The organism is Nocardia sp. NBC_01388 (assembly GCF_045040085.1).
Classification (GTDB): domain Bacteria; phylum Actinomycetota; class Actinomycetes; order Mycobacteriales; family Mycobacteriaceae; genus Nocardia.
This window is the reverse complement of sequence record NZ_CP109553.1, coordinates 5,235,708-5,252,584: the sequence shown is the minus strand read 5'-3', so window position 1 is coordinate 5,252,584 and position 16,877 is coordinate 5,235,708. Positions and strand designations below refer to the sequence as shown.

General features: G+C 67.7%; 15 protein-coding genes and 1 tRNA gene. 11 read left to right on the top strand and 5 right to left on the bottom strand.

From position 1 onward, the window contains the following. Positions 1–194 precede the first annotated feature (194 nt). The 5 genes from OG716_RS25790 to OG716_RS25770 all read left to right on the top strand — a co-directional run bounded on the left by OG716_RS25790 (position 195) and on the right by OG716_RS25770 (position 6,069). Positions 195–1,214 (top strand): iron ABC transporter substrate-binding protein, encoded by a 1,020-nt coding sequence (locus OG716_RS25790; RefSeq protein ID WP_405133298.1) that lies wholly within the window; start codon positions 195–197, stop codon positions 1,212–1,214. Beyond that, a complete protein-coding gene (locus OG716_RS25785) occupies positions 1,211–2,767 on the top strand; it encodes an ABC transporter permease (protein WP_405139904.1) in 1,557 nt (518 codons plus the stop codon). Before OG716_RS25790 ends, OG716_RS25785 begins: the two co-directional genes overlap by 4 nt. Continuing rightward, the gene (locus OG716_RS25780; RefSeq protein ID WP_405133297.1) at positions 2,764–3,888 is read left to right on the top strand and encodes an ABC transporter ATP-binding protein; all 1,125 of its coding nucleotides are present in this window, start codon (positions 2,764–2,766) and stop codon (positions 3,886–3,888) included. Before OG716_RS25785 ends, OG716_RS25780 begins: the two co-directional genes overlap by 4 nt. Before the next feature lie 117 nt (positions 3,889–4,005). Further along, on the top strand, positions 4,006–4,362 hold the full coding sequence (locus OG716_RS25775; RefSeq protein ID WP_405133296.1) for a hypothetical protein: 357 nt from the start codon (positions 4,006–4,008) through the stop codon (positions 4,360–4,362). Between the two features lie 372 nt (positions 4,363–4,734). Then, positions 4,735–6,069 carry a hypothetical protein gene (locus tag OG716_RS25770; RefSeq protein WP_405133295.1) on the top strand — a complete coding sequence of 445 codons (1,335 nt, stop codon included), beginning with the start codon at positions 4,735–4,737 and terminating at the stop codon, positions 6,067–6,069. Here OG716_RS25770 and OG716_RS25765 read toward each other — a convergent pair. Both OG716_RS25765 and OG716_RS25760 read right to left on the bottom strand, forming a co-directional pair. Continuing rightward, a complete protein-coding gene (locus OG716_RS25765; RefSeq protein WP_405133294.1) occupies positions 6,024–7,310 on the bottom strand; it encodes an alpha/beta hydrolase family protein in 1,287 nt (428 codons plus the stop codon). The two genes, OG716_RS25770 and OG716_RS25765, sit on opposite strands and share 46 nt — an antisense overlap. Before the next feature lie 76 nt (positions 7,311–7,386). After that, complete coding sequence (locus tag OG716_RS25760) at positions 7,387–7,773, bottom strand: winged helix-turn-helix transcriptional regulator (RefSeq protein WP_405133293.1); 387 nt, start codon at positions 7,771–7,773, stop codon at positions 7,387–7,389. Between the two features lie 84 nt (positions 7,774–7,857). Between OG716_RS25760 and OG716_RS25755 the strand changes: the two genes are divergently transcribed. Beyond that, on the top strand, positions 7,858–8,784 hold the full coding sequence (locus tag OG716_RS25755; RefSeq protein ID WP_405133292.1) for a zinc-binding dehydrogenase: 927 nt from the start codon (positions 7,858–7,860) through the stop codon (positions 8,782–8,784). A 23-nt stretch (positions 8,785–8,807) separates the two neighbouring features. After that, positions 8,808–9,221 (top strand): nuclear transport factor 2 family protein, encoded by a 414-nt coding sequence (locus OG716_RS25750; protein WP_405133291.1) that lies wholly within the window; start codon positions 8,808–8,810, stop codon positions 9,219–9,221. A 63-nt stretch (positions 9,222–9,284) separates the two neighbouring features. On the opposite strand, the gene OG716_RS25745 is transcribed toward OG716_RS25750, so the two are convergent. The 3 genes from OG716_RS25745 to OG716_RS25735 all read right to left on the bottom strand — a co-directional run bounded on the left by OG716_RS25745 (position 9,285) and on the right by OG716_RS25735 (position 11,179). Further along, positions 9,285–9,357: transfer RNA gene (locus OG716_RS25745), tRNA-Arg, on the bottom strand. A 116-nt stretch (positions 9,358–9,473) separates the two neighbouring features. Further along, positions 9,474–10,220 (bottom strand): DUF305 domain-containing protein, encoded by a 747-nt coding sequence (locus tag OG716_RS25740; protein ID WP_405133290.1) that lies wholly within the window; start codon positions 10,218–10,220, stop codon positions 9,474–9,476. Beyond that, positions 10,220–11,179: a DUF3105 domain-containing protein gene (locus tag OG716_RS25735; protein WP_405133289.1), complete on the bottom strand. Its 960-nt coding sequence runs from the start codon at positions 11,177–11,179 to the stop codon at positions 10,220–10,222. The genes OG716_RS25740 and OG716_RS25735 overlap by 1 nt, the downstream gene beginning before the upstream one ends. Before the next feature lie 124 nt (positions 11,180–11,303). Between OG716_RS25735 and argS the strand changes: the two genes are divergently transcribed. The 4 genes from argS to thrC are packed head-to-tail and all read left to right on the top strand — an operon-like array spanning position 11,304 to position 16,851. Then, positions 11,304–12,962 (top strand): arginine--tRNA ligase, encoded by a 1,659-nt coding sequence (gene argS, locus OG716_RS25730; RefSeq protein WP_405133288.1) that lies wholly within the window; start codon positions 11,304–11,306, stop codon positions 12,960–12,962. Then, a complete protein-coding gene (gene lysA / locus OG716_RS25725) occupies positions 12,963–14,384 on the top strand; it encodes a diaminopimelate decarboxylase (RefSeq protein WP_355131195.1) in 1,422 nt (473 codons plus the stop codon). Continuing rightward, entirely contained in the window at positions 14,381–15,742 is a 1,362-nt protein-coding gene (locus OG716_RS25720) for a homoserine dehydrogenase (protein ID WP_405133287.1), read from the top strand. The genes lysA and OG716_RS25720 overlap by 4 nt, the downstream gene beginning before the upstream one ends. Then, complete coding sequence (thrC, locus tag OG716_RS25715; protein WP_405133286.1) at positions 15,739–16,851, top strand: threonine synthase; 1,113 nt, start codon at positions 15,739–15,741, stop codon at positions 16,849–16,851. The genes OG716_RS25720 and thrC overlap by 4 nt, the downstream gene beginning before the upstream one ends. The last annotated feature ends 26 nt before the right edge of the window (positions 16,852–16,877 follow it).

Sequence of the window (16,877 nt, the reverse complement as noted above, 5' to 3'; positions counted from 1 at the left end):
CGGTGCGGGATTGTACGGTTGTCCGCCGGGCGGGAGGGTCATCGAGATCCTGTCGATCGGTTCACCACTGAATGTCCGCAGACTACGGCAAAACGGTTGCGATTCGACGGGGTGCCGGATCTGTCCGCCCCTGGAGCCGGTAGGTTGGTTAGCCAAACCTCATAGATGAGGATTGGCAGGTCGAAAGGACAGTCATGGCAGCGGCTCGATGGAAACTGATATCCGGCGCGATCGCGGCAATCACCCTGCTCGCGGCAACCGGATGCTCGTCCTCCTCCGAGGACGACAACAACATTCTCATCTACAACGCCCAGCATGAGGACCTGACCAAAGAGTGGACGGACGCGTTCACCAAGGAGACCGGGATCAAGGTGACGGTCCGGCAGGGCGGCGACACCGACCTCGGCAATCAGATCATCGCCGAGGGCAAGAACTCGCCCGCCGATGTCTTCCTCACCGAGAACTCGCCCGCCATGGCGCTGGTCGAGAACGCCGGCCTGTTCGCCGACGTCAATAAGGACACCCTCGCGCTGGTGCCCGAGCAGTTCCGCCCCTCCACCGGCAAGTGGGTCGGAATCGCCGCCCGCTCAACCGTTTTCGTCTACAACACGGGCAAGCTGCCCGCCGATCAGCTGCCGCACTCGCTGCTGGACCTGCAGCAGCCGCAGTGGAAGGGCCGCTGGAGCGCGGGCGCGTCCGGCGCCGACTTCCAGGCCATCGTGGCCGCCCTGCTGGCGCAGAAGGGTGAGGACGTCACCAAGGCCTGGCTCGAGGGCATGAAGAACAATGCGATCATCTCGCAGAACAACACCGCGGTCATGAAGGGCGCGAACACCGGCCAGTTCGACGGCGGCGTGATCTACCACTACTACTGGTTCCGCGATCAGGCCCTCACCAAGGAGAACAGCAACAACACCAAACTGCTGTTCTTCAAGAACCAGGACCCTGGCGCCTTCGTCTCCACTTCCGGTGGCGGCGTGCTGAAGTCCAGTAGGAAGCAGGAGAACGCGCAGAAGTTCCTGGCCTTCATCGCCTCGCGGAAGGGTCAGGAGGTGCTGCGCGACGGTGACTCCATGGAGTACCCGGTCGCCGCGAACGTCGCCGCCAATCCCGCACTGCCGCCGCTGGCTTCGCTGGACGCGCCCAAGATCGACCCGAGCAAGCTGGACGCCAAGAAGGTCACGCAGCTCATGACCGAGGCGGGCCTGCTCTGATCGTGACCGTCCGGACCGCTGTCGCAGCCCGGGCCGATCGGTCCGGGCTCCTCATCACGATCGTCGCGCTGCTGCTGGTCGCCGCGACCTTCGTGCCGCTGGGCTACATCGTGTCCACCCTGCTCGCCAATGGAATCCACGACACCGCGCAGCTGATCTTCCGGCCCCGGGTCGGCGAATTGCTGCGCAATACCGTGGATCTGGTGGTGCTCACCGTTCCCATCTGCCTGGTGCTCGGCATCGGACTGGCCTGGATCGTGGAGCGCACCGATGTTCCGGGCACGGGCTGGTGGGGGCCGGTCTTCGTGGCGCCCCTGGCCGTGCCCGCCTTCGTCAACAGTTACGGGTGGGTGAGCGCCATTCCGTCCCTGCACGGACTGTGGGCGGGCGTGCTCATCGCCACCGTGTCGTACTTCCCGCTGGTGTACCTGCCCGCCGCCGCCACGCTGCGCCGCCTGGATCCCGCGGTGGAGGAATCCGCGCGGGCGCTGGGCTCCGGGCCGCTGACGGTCTTCGTGCGAATTGTGCTGCCGCAGTTGCGATTGGCCATTCTCGGCGGCGGACTGCTCATCGCACTGCATCTGCTCGCCGAGTACGGCGCGTTCGCCATGGTGCGGTTCGACACCTTCACCACCGCCATTTTCGAGCAGTACCAGTCGAGCTTCGCCGGAGCCGCGGGCAATGCCCTGGCCGGTGTGCTCGTGGCGCTGTGCCTGGTGTTGCTGGCGGGGGAGGCGGCCGCGCGCGGCAATGCCCGGTACGCACGCATCGGCAGCGGTGTACCCCGGGCCGCGACCCGGGTTCGGCTGGGCGTCAACAAGATTCCGGTCTTCCTGCTGCTCGCCGCGGCGCTGGCGGGCACGCTCGGCGTACCGCTGTGGTGCATCGTGCGCTGGCTGCGCATCGGTGGTTCGAAGGTGTGGGATATGGCCGATATCGGCCAATCCCTCGGGCAGACCATCGGATTGGCCGCCGTGGCCGCCGTCATCACCACGGTGTGCGCCTTCCCGGTGGCCTGGATCGCGGTGCGCTCCACCTCGCGATTCGCACGAATCATCGAGGGCGCCAACTACATCACCAGTTCGCTGCCCGGCATCGTCATCGCGCTGGCGCTGGTGACCGTGAGCATTCGCTGGCTGCCCGCGCTCTATCAGACGGCCGCCACCGTGCTCGCCGCCTACACGCTCATGTTCCTGCCGCGCGCCCTGGTCGGTGTGCGGGCCGGGCTGGCGCAGGTGCCCGTCGGTCTGGAGGAGATGTCGCAGGCGCTCGGAAAGTCCGGTCCCGCCACCTTCTTCCGCATCACGCTGCGGCTGACCGCGCCCGCCGCGGCCTCGGCGGCGGCCATGGTGTTCGTGGCGGTGGCCACCGAACTGACCGCCACCCTGCTGCTGGCGCCCAACGGCACCCGCACCCTGGCCATGCGCTTCTGGTCGCTGTCCGGCGAACTGGACTACGCGGCGGCCGCGCCCTACGCCCTGATCATGATCATCGCCTCGGTGCCGGTCACGTATCTGCTGTTCACTCAATCCAGGAAGGCGGCCGGAGTATGAGTCGTCTTGTCGTCGACAATGTTTCGAAGACCTTCGGGTCGACCCGGGTGCTGGACGGCATCCGGCTGGAGGTGCCCGACGGCAGCTCCACGGCCGTGGTCGGCTCCTCCGGCTGCGGTAAGACCACGCTGCTGCGGGTCATCGCCGGCTTCGAGAACCCGAACGCCGGATCGGTCACCGTCGGATCGGAAGTGGTTACCCGAGAGGGATTCTCGCTGCCCGCGCACCGCCGCAAGATCGGCTATGTGGCGCAGGACGGCGCGCTGTTCCCGCATCTCACCGTCGGGCAGAACATCGCCTACGGCCTCAACGGCGGGATGGCCGGACGCCGCCGGCGCCAGGAGCAGGTGCGCGAACTGCTCGAGATGGTCTCGCTGGACCCCTCCTACGCCACGCGCCGCCCGCACCAGCTCTCCGGCGGTCAGCAGCAGCGTGTCGCGCTGGCCCGCGCCATGGCCCGCAAACCCGATCTCATGCTGCTGGACGAGCCGTTCAGCGCCCTCGATACCGGATTGCGCGCGGCCACCCGCCAGGCCGTCGCCGATGCGCTGCGCGGCGCGGGGATGACCAGCATTCTGGTGACCCACGATCAGGAGGAGGCGCTGTCCTTCGCCGATCAGGTGGCCGTCATGTGCACCGGTCGCTTCACCCAGGTCGGCACACCCGAACAGGTGTACGCCGCGCCCGCCGATCTCTTCACCGCCGGATTCCTCGGCGATACCGTGCTGCTCGACGCCACCCTGCGCGGCGCCTTCGCCGAGACCGCGCTGGGCCGCATTCCGGTGCAGGCCGATGCCCCCGCCGGGGCCGCGACGGTCATGATGCGACCGGAACAGCTTGTCGCACAGGCGGTCTCGCAGGTCGACCCCGGCTGCGCGACCGTGCGCGGCGTCGAATTCCGGGGTGCGGACGTCATGCTCACCCTGGACCTGGACGGGCGCACCGAACCCATCCAGGTGCGCCGCGTCAGCGTCGCCGCACCGGCGGTCGGCGATCGGGTGGATCTCGAAGTGCTGGGCGCGGCAGTGGCATTCACCGATGCGCAGTGCGCGACGGCCGCCGACCTCACCAGCGGCACCGCCCGCGCGCTACCCGCACGGGATGCGCTGTCGGCCGTGTGACGACCGCTCGGGTGGCAAGAATGTGACAGCGCCCGAGTGTGCTGACTCCGATACCGGGTACGAGCACCTATATTGGCCCGGAGGCGAATTCGCCTTCGCTCGACCCGAAGGAGTCCCGTGCGTCGCTTGCTGTTCGTCACGTCCGTCCTGGCCGCCGCCCTCGCCGTCTCTCCGTTCGCGGCCGCACAGCCGCCCGCCGGCGACTCCGCGGTGAAGGTGCAGGCCGTCTACGGCCCGGAACAGTTCGCCCTCGCCGGCGTCAAGACCGATATCGCCCCCTGCGCGGGCGGCACGGCCCTGCCGAGCGTTACCACCGGCAATGACGGCACCGTCACCGCCGCCGTCCCGAGCGGCTGCTACCAGATTCAGGTCGCCACCCCCACCGGCTGCGCACTCGACGGCGACCCCGCCCAGCAGGTGAACACCGTCCCCGGCCCGGCCCCGCTCGCCACCTTCCGCTTCCGCTGCGCCTGACGATCGGCGCTGCGGCCTGACTCCGGCTCGGTCCGCCTGACAATCGCCCCCGGCCTGCTTTGCCTGGACGGTTTCTGCTGCGCCCGACGATCGGCCCCGGCGGGACACCTCGTTCCGGCTCGCCTGGCGGGCAAGGCCGCACCTGACGCTCGACTCGAACCTCACCTGCACCGCCCGCCTCACCAGTGGAAATCGCTGGTCGGGCAGGGTGGCGTAAATCACCGACCCTGACCGGTATGCCTACTTGCTGTTAACCTCGGAAAGAGTTAGCTGCTCGTACTGCTGTAACGCGTGAGCGTCGCATCACCGGTGAAAGGGTGAGACGAGATGGGCGCGAGATTCGCGTTGGTGCCTCCGATAGGCGTGGGCTCGATGCCTGATGTCAGGTGGTTCGACCGGGTAATCCTGCCCACATCCGCCTTTCTGGGCGCGGTAGTCGCCGGATTGTTGCTGATGGCTCCCCTCGATCTCGGCTGGTCGAACGAAGGACCACTCGAACTCGATCTGCTGGTGCTGAATATGCCGCGCGCCGCGGCGGCCGGCGCCATGTTCGCGGTGATCGCGGCCGCGCTGGCGGTGGCGCTGGGCCGCCGCACCGCCTGGATCGTCTCCTTCGGCAGTGCCGCCGTACTGGTGGCGGATCATCTCTGGAATCTGAACAATGCGCTGACCGGAACACTGATCACGGTCAATTACATCGACTCGATCTTCGGCGGCATTCTGCTCGGTGCGCTCGCGGTCGCCGTCTTCGGTAAACCGCTCGCGACGGCCGCCTATCTCATCGGCGCGCTCTCCAGCATCATGATCGGCGATCTCACCTCGCTGCCCGGACAGGGCGAGCAGAGCCGCACCCTCATCGAATGGGCCTCCACCGGTACGCCGCCGATCTGGCTCATCCTGGCCACCGCCGTGGCACTGGGCGCGGCGGTCATCACGCAGCGCGCCGAACCGGTGCCCGACGATGCCGAGGACGAGAGTGCCGATCTGCCGATCGGCCCGATCCTGGCGGCGCTGCTGCTGGTGATGGCCACTGCGGTCTCCACCGAATGGTTCGTCCGGCATGCCGGGACGCCGTGGCAATCGGCGATCGCGGTAGCGATCACCGTCGGCGCGGCCGTGATCGCGGCGCTGCTGCTGCCGGGCCGGGACGGGGCGGTGGTGCTGCTGGTGGTCGCGGTGACCAATGCGGGCAGTGCGATCATCGCCGTTCCCCGGCCGGACTGGAGTGCGCCCCTACCGTTCCTCGCGGTCGCGGTCGGCTACCTCGCGGGACGGCACTGGTCCGTCCCGTGGGCCGGATTCGCCGGTACCGCAGCACTTTCGGTGTTCGCGGTGATCACCGGGAGCGAAGGTCGCGCCGGCTGGCTCATTCCGATAGTCGGCATCGTCGGTCTCGGATTGCTCATGGGCTACTGCTTTGCGGTTGCGAGCCCGCAGGGTGCGCCGAGCACAGTGGTTGCGCTGGCGGTACTGGTGGTTCCGTGCCTGGTAGTCGCTTTGCGCGGCAGCAGTTTCGGCCGGGTGGCCTATTCACCGCGCTGGTACCGAGACCCGACCAGCGTGACCTCGTCCGGTCCCGGCTGGGCGGCGCTCGCGGTCACCCTGTGCTGCGCGACGGGAGTGCTACTGCTGTACCGGATGCGGCCCGCCGCCGACTCGGCTCACCTGCCGAATCGCGAATTGACCCAGCTGAGCGCATCCGCATAGGACGCGGCCAGCACGCCACGGTGATCGACGCCCGGATAGGTGCGGTACTCCACCGGCTGATTCGCGGCCCGCTGCTGCACCACCATGGCATCGGTGGCCAGCGGCGGCACGGTGGTATCGGCACGGCCCTGCAGCACCAGTAGCGGTGGCCCGAAAGACAGTGTGCTGGGGTCATTTTCATTGAGCACCCGGGTGAGCGCGGAAATATCGCCGGTGGGGGAGAAGACCTCGTCCGGCTTCAGGTCGCCCCACTGACCCGGCTCCCGCAATTGGCCGATGCAGCCGACATCGGCCAGCGTCAGCAGGGAAGCCGTTGCGGGCGTGAGGAATCGGGCCGGATCCACATCCGCGACCGTCTGCGCGCCGCGAATGAGCAAGGGCAGGAACGAGGTCGCGCCGCCGGTGATCGGCGCCAGCGCCTTCGCCGCACCGATCGTCGTCGCCTGCTGGGAGGCCTGCAATCCCATGCCCTGATGCGAGGCCGGCGCCAGCGCCACCGCGCCGAGCAATTGCAGTTCGGGCGCCCACTGCTGCGCCTGCGCATCGGCGAAGATGGCGGCCTGGCCGCCCTGGGAATGCCCCACGGCCACCCAGCGGGTACCGATTTCCGGCTCGATTTGCCTTGCCGCCCTTGCCATATCGGTGACCGCGCGCTGTTCGGCAGCGCCGATCAGATAACCGTGCGGGCCGGGCGTGCCCAGGCCCTGATAGTCGGTCTGCGCCACCGCGTATCCGGCCGCTATCCACTGCGCCTGCACGTCCCGGACCAGGGAGGTGTAATCGTGCGCGGGAAAGTCGGCCGAGGTGTCGCGGGAGGGGGCGCAGCCGTCGGCCACACCGGTGGTGCCGTGCGCCCACGAGATGAGCGGCCAGCCGCCGGGCGGCGGCGTGCCCTCCGGGACGGCCACCGTGCCGGAGACCGCGACCGGAGCGCCCTGCATATCGATGGACCGGTACAGGACCAGGTAGTTTCGCGCACCCGCCAGACCGGGATCACCGATGAGGGGCCGCAGCTGGATCACCGATCCGTGCGGGCCGGGGACCCGATTCTCGGGCGGGGTGTAGAAGGACCTCTCGGTGTCGGCGACCGGGCTGACCGGTGTGGCATGACCCGTGCTCACCGGGTTGGCGTGACTCGGCGCGACGGCCACGACCGTGCTCGCAAGACTCGCGAAGGCGGCGGCGATCAGTCCGGGCCGCCGCCCCGGTAGTCGTGCACGCGTCGCCTCGATGTCCGACATGCCCAAAACATACCGTTCCGTAGCCACATCGACCGGGAAGGCAACGCCCACTGTCCAGAACCAGCCCTGTCGAGGGTCAGCTCTCGCGGCCGTCGTACTCCGCACGCGCAGCGATGATTTCGCCGATGTTCTGGTACGACCAGGCCCGCAGGCCCGCGATTGCGGTGGCCAGACTGCGGCCCAGCGGGGTCAGCGTGTACTCGACGGTGACGGGAACCGTCGGGAACACGCGGCGCTCGACCACACCGTCGCGCTCCAGCGCCCGCAGCGTCTGGGTGAGCATTTTCTGTGTGATGCCCTGAATCCGCCTGCGCAACTCCGAGAACCGCTGGGTACCCGGCTCCAGCGCGAGCAGCACCAGCCCCGTCCAGCGCTCACCGACGCGATCGAACACCTGACGGGTGGGGCAGTTGATATTGAAGACATCCCATTCGGGCATGCCTTCTACCTCGATGGTTTCCACCAGGTACCTATACCACCATTTACTGCCTTCTTCCGAACGGATACCAGGCTTCCTAATGTCGGTGACAGCACACAGGAGGAAGACATGAAGGCACTCACCGCCACCGCGGACGACCGGCTGATCACCCTCGCCGAAATCACCGATCCCGCACCCGCCGCAGGCGAAGCCGTTATCGAGGTCGAGGCGTTCTCGGTCAATCGGGGCGACTACTTCGCCCTCGCCGGCGTATACGGGACAGAGGTCGTCCCCGGACACGTACCCGGCCAGGATGTGGCGGGCCGGATCATCACGGCCGCCGCCGACGGCACCGGCCCGGCGGTCGGCACCCGCGTTGTCGCCCACGCGGCGGGCGGTGGCTGGGCCGAGCAGGTCGCCGTCGCCACCGATGCCATAACCGCACTGCCGCAGCAGCTTCCGGCCACCATCGCCGCCACGCTCCCGCTGGCGGGACTCACCGCCCTGCGACTGCTGCGCCGCGCGGGTGCTGTGGCGGGGAAGCGGCTGCTGGTCACCGGCGCCTCGGGCGGGGTCGGGCACCTCGTGGTGGAACTCGCCATCGCCGCCGGAGCCATCGTGACCGCGGTGGCGGCCACCCGTGAGCGCGGGCAGCGCCTGGCCGACTACGGCGCCGAGGTGCTCACCGATATCGACGCTGCCACAGACCGATTCGACATCGTCCTGGAATCGGTCGGCGGTGACACCTTCGCCGCGGCACTGCGCCACCTGGCCCCCGGCGGCACCGTGGTCTGGTTCGGCCAGGCGAGCCGGCAACCCGTCCAGCTCGACTTCTTCGACCTCTTCGGTGCGACACCCTTCACGCTGCACCACTTTCCGCACTGGGTCGCCGATACCACCGATGCCGAGGACCTCGCCGAATTGGTCCGGCTGGCCGCCGCGGGCATCATTCACCCCGAGGTGGGCCGCATCGCGGACTGGACCGAAACCGCCACGGTCCTCACCGATCTGGTGCACCGCCGCATTCGCGGCAATGCCGTCCTCACCCTCGCCTGATCAGACCTGATAGGGAATTCACCATGAGCACCGAAGTCACCCGCACCGTCATCACCGACTACATCGAGGCCCTGGCCACCGGCCAGGCCGCCGACCGCCGCGCCGAATTCTTCACCGAGGACGCCACCTGGACCCTGCACGGCGATCTCCCGGTCTCCCGCACCTGGAAGGGCCGCGACGAAATCTTCACCGGCTTCCTCACCCAGATGCTCGCCCGCTTCGACCTCACCGCACCGGTCAGCCAAGACGTGCACACCGTCGTCGCGGACGGCGACAATGCGGTAGCGGAATGGACCACGCACGCCACCACCATCGACGGCGCGCCGTTCACCAACCACGTGACCATCGTCTTCCGAATCACCAACGGCCGCATAGCCGAAGCCCGCGAATACTTCGACACCGCCTACGTGGGCCGCCTGCTCTTCGGCCGCGAGTGATACGCGCGGTGATACGAAAAGAGAAGGCCCCGACCATATTTCATGGTCGGGGCCTTGTCGCTGTGCCCTCGGCAGGAATCGAACCTGCGGCCTTCTGCTCCGGAGGCAGACGCTCTATCCCCTGAGCTACGAGGGCGGGGGTGGACCCGCTCGGACTTCTCGACTTTCCGAGTGGGCTGGGAAAGCGTATCGCATCGGGTCCGCTCCGCCAAAAACTGAGGTGTACCGGGTGTTTTGCCCGGTACGGGCCCGTCAGTTCAGGGGAAGCTGGGCCGCGCCCCGGTCTTTGAGCATCTGCGCCATGAGCTGCGCTTCGCTCGTCTGGGTCTTGACCATGCTGTCCGCGAGGGAGCGGACGGCATCGGTATCGGCGTGCTGTGCGGCGTACTGGATCATCGGCATGCCGCCCTGATGGTGGCGGAGCATCAGCTGCAGGAACAGGGTGTCGAGTGCGGGGCCGGTGGCGGTGCGGAGTGTCGAGAGTTCCTGCTCCGTCGCCATACCGGGCATGGTCTGCACCGGACCGCTGTGCTGCGTGGTGGCGCCGTGCTGCATACCTGACATACCGGTCATATCCGACATGTCGGACATCCAGCCCATGTACCCGTCGGGGCCCACGAACGGCTTGCCCCACAGCTGTAGCCAGCCCTGCATGCGACCCGCCTGATTCGCCTGCGTGGTGAGAATGTCGTAGGCGAGCCGGCGCACTTCGGTATCACTCGCACCGGCCAGTGCGATGCCGGACATCTGCACCGCCTGCGCGTGATGCACCGACATGTCCTGGCTGAAGCCGACATCCACCGTGCCGGGCGTCTCCTGCGTCTGCCGCAGCGGATTGCCGACCAGAATTCCGGCCGCGAAACCGAGCAGCAGCACACCGATCACACCGAGCACCAGCAGTGCGGGACGCTGACTGCGCCGCGTCTGCTGCCCCGGCTCGGCCGGTTCGGTGTCGTCGCTGAAATCCTTCGCCTCGTCGGGGAGCAAGGGCGGCGGCATTACTGCGTCGGAGCCGGCTGATCCGGCACCGTCGGGGCATCGGTCGGCGCCGGAATGCTCGGCACGCCACCCGGCAGGCCGGACTGACCACCGGGGAGACCGGACAGGCCGCCCGGCAGACCCGGAATGCCGCCGCTGGGCATGGTCGGCGCGCCGCCGGCGCCGGAGAGCTCGCTCGAATCCTGCTGCAGGCCCTTACCGTCCATCGGCACCGCGTCCGGACCCACCGGAGACGGATCGAACGGCGGCGGATTGTCGGTGCTGAAGGTCGGGTTCGCGCAGTCCGCGCCGACCTCCGGGTAGGTGTTCTGGTTCAGGCGCAGCGCGGTGATGAATTCGTTCACGCGCTTGTCGTCGGCCGAGTTCAGCTTCAGCTGATGGCCCCACGACTGCAGCGAAATCGGCGAATCCAGACCGGGATACGGCGACATCAGCGAGTACGGCTTGCCCTGCACCTTCGACTTCAGCAGATCGATGCCGGCCTTGTCGACCTTGTCCGGGTTGTACGCGATCCAGATCGCGCCGTGCTCGAGCGAATGCACGGCATTCTCGGTGCGAATCGCCTTGGAGTACACGATGCCCGTGCACGCCGCCCACGAACCGTCGTGCGGCCCGCCGAAGGGCGGTGCCTGGTCGTACGCCACGCGCTGCGTCGCGGCCACGTGCAGACCCGCCGGGTAGTCCTTCTTGACCACGCCCGAGATCTGATCCGACGGATCCTTCTTCTGGGCGCTCGGCGTGTACTTGTCCGCCTCCTGCTTGTCCTGGATCTTCGGGACCAGGAATGCGGCGATCCCGCCGATCAGCGCGAGCACACACACCACCGCGGCGATCGTCATCCAGGGAATCTGGCGCTTGGTGGGAAGTCTGCCCCCGGTGCCGCCTCTGCGGAAGCCACCGGAAGATTTGCCTGCGGCCTTGATGGCCTTGGCCGACTTGGCACTCGTCCTACTCGGCATAGCTCGTTGTGCTCTCTTCGACGTATCGGACAATCAAACGATGCGGCCGCATCGTTTGCTGGGCGCCTGCCCGGTAGGTGCCCGCTCGCGGCGTTCACCTGCTCAGACCATAGGATAGTTACTCGTGACTCCAGCTGACCTTGCAGATCTCCTTCGCGCAACCGCTGCGAAGGTACTTGTCGAACGCGGATCCGACCCTGCGGTCCTGCCCGACGAGGTCAAGGTGGAGCGTCCCCGTAACCCCGAGCACGGTGACTATGCCACGAATGTGGCCATGCAGGTAGGTAAGCGGGCTGGAATGAACCCGCGCGATTTCGCGAATCTGCTCGCCGTGGCGCTGGGTCAGGCCGAGGGCATCGACGTCGCCGAAGTCGCGGGCCCGGGTTTCCTGAACATCCGCCTGGCCAAGGCCGCGCAGGGCGCGATCATCGAGAACATCCTGGCCGCGGGGGAGAAGTACGGCACCGCGGACGTGCTGCACGGTCAGAAGATCAACCTGGAGTTCGTCTCCGCGAACCCGACCGGGCCGATCCACCTGGGCGGCACTCGCTGGGCCGCCGTCGGCGACGCGCTCGGCCGGATTCTGTCCACGCAGGGCGCGGCCGTCACCCGCGAGTACTACTTCAACGATCACGGCGCGCAGATCGACCGCTTCGCCAGGTCGCTGGTCGCCGCGGCCACCGGGCAGCCGACGCCGGAGGACGGCTACGCGGGCGCGTACATCAATGAGATCGCCGACACGATCGTCGCCGCGAACCCGGACGCGCTGAGCCTGCCCGCGTCCGAGCAGCACGAACTGTTCCGCCGCGAAGGCGTCGAGCTCATGTTCGCGCAGATCAAGCAGAACCTGCACGAGTTCGGCGTCGACTTCGACGTGTACTTCAACGAGAGCTCGCTGTTCGCCTCCGGTGCGGTCGAGAAGGCCATCGAGGAGCTCAAGGACTCGGGCAAGCTGTACGAGAAGGACGGCGCCTGGTGGATCGCCAGCACCGAGTACGGCGATGACAAGGACCGCGTCGTCATCAAGAGCGACGGCAATTCGGCGTATATCGGCGGCGATATCGCCTACTTCCACAACAAGCGCGCGCGTGGCTTCGACCTGTGCATCTACATGCTGGGCGCGGATCACCACGGCTACATCGGCCGGCTCAAGGCCGCCGCGGCCGCCTTCGGCGACGATCCGAACACCGTCGAGGTGCTCATCGGCCAGATGGTGAACCTCGTCAAAGACGGTGCCGCCGTGAAGATGTCGAAGCGCGCGGGCACCGTGATCACCCTCGACGATCTGGTCGAGGCCATCGGCGTGGACGCCGCGCGGTACTCGCTGGTGCGGTCCTCGGTGAACTCCAGCATCGATATCGATCTGGGGCTGTGGACCAAGCAGGACACCGAAAACCCGATCTACTACGTGCAATACGCGCACGCGCGCACCTGCAACATCATGAAGAACGCGGAGGCGTTCGATTTCGCTTCGGTACCGGTGGATTTGAGTCTGCTGACCGCCGACCGCGAGGGTGCGCTCATCCGCACGCTCGGTGAATACCCGCGCGTGGTGGCCACCGCCGCGGAAATGCGTGAGCCGCACCGCGTAGTCCGCTACCTGGAAGAGCTGGCCGGGGTGTACCACCCCTTCCAGTCCGATAGGGAAATGCGGGTACTCCCCATGGGAGACGAACCCGTGACCCCCCGAAACGCCGCTCGTCTCGAGCTGGTCGAAGCCACCCGTCAGGTTCTCGCCAACGGCCTCGCGCTGCTAGGCGTCTCTGCTCCGGAGCGTATGTAAATGAGTGCACATCCCGCTGGTCCCCGTCACGCGGACATCCCGCCCACGCAGAATCTGCCTGAGCGCCCGGAGAATTCGCAGCAGATGATCGATCTGCCCGCGAATGTGTGGCCGCGCAACGCCTCTCGCGATGCCGACGGCGTCGTACACCTCGCGGGCGTGCCGGTGCACGAGCTGGCCGCCGAGTTCGGCACCCCGCTGTTCGTCATCGACGAGGACGACTTCCGTTCGCGCTGCCGCGATATGGTCCGCGCGTTCGGCGAGGGCTCGCGAGTTCACTACGCCTCCAAGGCTTTCCTGTCCGGCGAGATCGCCCGCTGGATCCGCGACGAGGGCCTGCACCTGGATGTCTGCTCCGGCGGTGAGCTCGCGGTGGCGCTGCACGCCGGGTTCCCGGCCGAGCGAATCGCGCTGCACGGCAACAATAAATCCGTGCCCGAGCTGGAAATGGCCGTCGCGGCCGGGGTCGGCCACGTGGTGCTCGACTCGCTCATCGAGATCGAACGCCTGGAAGCCATCGCCAAGACCGCGGGTCAGGTCGTCGACGTGCTGGTCCGGGTCACGGTCGGCGTGGAAGCGCACACCCACGAGTACATCTCGACCGCGCACGAGGATCAGAAGTTCGGCTTCTCCATCGCCAGCGGCGATGCCATGCAGGCCATTGCGCGGGTCTTCGAATCCGACAATCTCAAGATGGTCGGGCTGCATTCGCACATCGGGTCGCAGATCTTCGAGATCGACGGCTTCGAAATCTCCACCCGCCGCATGCTCGGCCTGCTGCGCGAAGCCGTGGACAAGTTCGGCGTCGAGCGCGCCGCGCAGATCAATGTGCTGGATCTCGGTGGCGGCCTGGGTATTTCGTACCTGCCGCACGAGGATCCGCCGTCGCTGGACGAATTCGCGTCCAGCCTGCGCCGCATCGTCGCCGAAGAGGCGGCCCGCGCGGGCCTGCCGGTGCCGACCATCGCGGTCGAGCCGGGCCGCGCCATCGCCGGACCGGGCACGGTCACCCTGTACGAGGTCGGCACCACCAAGGATGTGGTGCTCGATGCGGGCGCTCGTCGTCGCTATGTCAGCGTCGACGGCGGGATGAGCGACAATATCCGGCCCGCGCTGTACCAGGCCGAATACGACTGCCGGCTGGTGTCGCGTTCCAGCGATGCCGCGCCCGTCGTCGCTCGGGTGGTCGGAAAGCATTGCGAGAGTGGGGATATCGTCATTCGCGATACCTGGCTCCCGGCCGATGTCGGCCCGGGTGACCTGGTGGCGGTGGCGGCAACCGGCGCGTACTGCTACTCGATGTCGAGCCGTTACAACCTGCTCACCCGGCCCGCCGTGGTCGCGGTGCGAGACGGCAAGGCGCGCTTGATTCTTCGCCGCGAAACGGTGGAGGACCTACTCAGCTTGGAGGTGAATGCATGACCACCACGGCGAGCCGTGAAAGCGGCACAGCAGCTAGTACCAAGAACGGCGTGTGGGGATCGGATCACCCGATCGGAATCGCGGTGCTGGGCATGGGCACGGTCGGCACCGAGGTGGTCCGCATCATTCGCGAGAACGCCGACGACCTCTGCAACCGCGTCGGCGCCCCCGTGGTGCTGCGCGGTGTCGCGGTCCGCGATCTCACCAAGGACCGCGGTCTGGCGCCCGAGCTGCTCACCACCGATGCCGAAAGCCTCGTCCTGCGTGACGATGTGGACATCGTGGTCGAGGTCATGGGTGGCATTGATCCGGCCCGGAAGCTGATCAAGACCGCACTGGACGCCGGCAAGTCCGTGGTCAGCGCCAATAAGGCGCTGCTCGCCGATCACACCGGCGAATTGGCCGGCGCCGCCGAATCGCACCGTGCCGACCTGTACTTCGAGGCCGCGGTCGCCGGTGCGATCCCGGTGCTGCGCCCGCTCATCCAGTCGCTGTCCGGTGACCGGGTGAACCGGGTGGTCGGCATTGTCAACGGCACCACCAATTTCATCCTCTCGGCCATGTCCGAGACCGGCGCCGATTACGACGATGTGCTCGCCGAGGCCACCCGCCTGGGCTATGCCGAGGCCGACCCGACCGCCGACGTGGAGGGCTTCGACGCCGCCGCCAAGGCCGCGATCCTCGCCTCGGTCGCCTTCCATACCCGCGTGACCTCGGCCGATGTCTATCGTGAGGGTATTTCCAAGATCACCTCCGAGGATCTGGAGACCGCCGCCGCCGTCGGCTGCACCGTGAAACTGCTCGCCATGGCCGAGCGCGTCCGCGGCGAGGACGGCAAGGAGAGCGTCTCCGTGCGCGTCTACCCGGCCCTCATTCCGCGCAAGCACCCGCTCGCCTCGGTCAGCGGCGCGTTCAATGCCGTTGTCGTGGAAGCGGAGAACGCCGGCCGCCTGATGTTCTACGGGCAGGGCGCCGGCGGCGCGCCGACGGCATCGGCGGTCATGGGCGATGTGGTCATGGCGGCACGCAACAAGTTCTACGGTGGCCGTGCCCCGGGTGAGTCGGTTTATGCTGAGCTGCCGATCGCCGCGGTCGGTGATACCCCCACCCGCTACCACGTGAACATGCAGGTCGCAGACCGTGCAGGTGTACTGGAAACGGTCGCGGGCGAATTCGCCAAGCACGGGGTCAGCATCTCGACGGTCCGCCAGGAAGGCCATGACACGGGTGCACGCCTCGTTGTGGTGACCCACCACGCGCTGGAATCGGCCCTGGCCGATACCGTGGCCGCGTTGGCCGAACTGGACTCCGTCACATCCGTGACCAGTGTTCTGAGATTGGAAGGCACCGAGGAATGAGTACGACAGCGCATGCGGGCGCGGCGGGCCGCGAGTCAGGCACTGCCACCGCCACCCCGTGGCCGGGCCTGATCGCCGCGTATCGGGATCGGCTGCCGCTCGGCGCCGACTGGGAACCCGTCACGCTGTTCGAGGGCGGCACCCCGCTGGTGCCCGCCACGCACCTGTCGGAATTGACCGGGTGCGAGGTGTACCTCAAGGTCGAGGGCGCCAACCCGACCGGTTCCTTCAAGGACCGCGGTATGACCATGGCCATGACCGAGGCCAAGGCCAGCGGTAAGAAGGCCGTGCTCTGCGCCTCCACCGGCAATACCTCGGCCTCGGCCGCCGCCTACGCCACTCGCGCGGGCCTGTCCTGCGCGGTGCTGATCCCGCAGGGCAAGATCTCCATGGGCAAGCTGGCCCAGGCGGTCATGCTGGGCGCCAAGATCATTCAGGTCGAAGGCAATTTCGACGACTGCCTGGAACTGGCGCGCAAGGTCACCGCGGAATTCCCCGAGGTCGGCCTGGTGAACTCGGTCAATCCCTTCCGCATCGAGGGCCAGAAGACCGCCGCCTTCGAAATCGTGGACGTGCTCGGCAAGGCCCCGGATGTGCACGTGCTTCCGGTCGGCAATGCCGGAAACATCACCGCGTACTGGAAGGGCTACAGCGAGTACTTCGCCGACGGCATCATCGGCGCGCGCCCGCGCATGCTCGGTGTGCAGGCGGCCGGAGCGGCTCCGCTGGTGCACGGCGCGCCGGTGAAGGATCCCGAAACCATCGCCACCGCAATCCGAATCGGCGCGCCCGCGTCCTGGAATCAGGCGATGGCGGCCAAGGAGGAGTCCGGCGGCGCGTTCCGGGCGGCCACCGACGAGAAGATTCTCGAGGCGTACCGCCTGGTCGCGGCCACCGAGGGCGTGTTCGTCGAACCCGCCTCCGCGGCTTCCGTCGCCGGTCTGCTGGCCGCCCGCGCGGAGGGCTGGCTGGACGCCGGCCTGACCGTGGTCTGCACCGTGACCGGCAACGGCCTCAAGGATCCGGACAACGCGCTCGCGGGCATGCCCGATATCAAGCCCATCCAGGTCGACCCGATCGCCGTGGCGCACGCACTCGAGCTGGCCTGAGTTGAATTCGCGCGACGCCCAGCAGG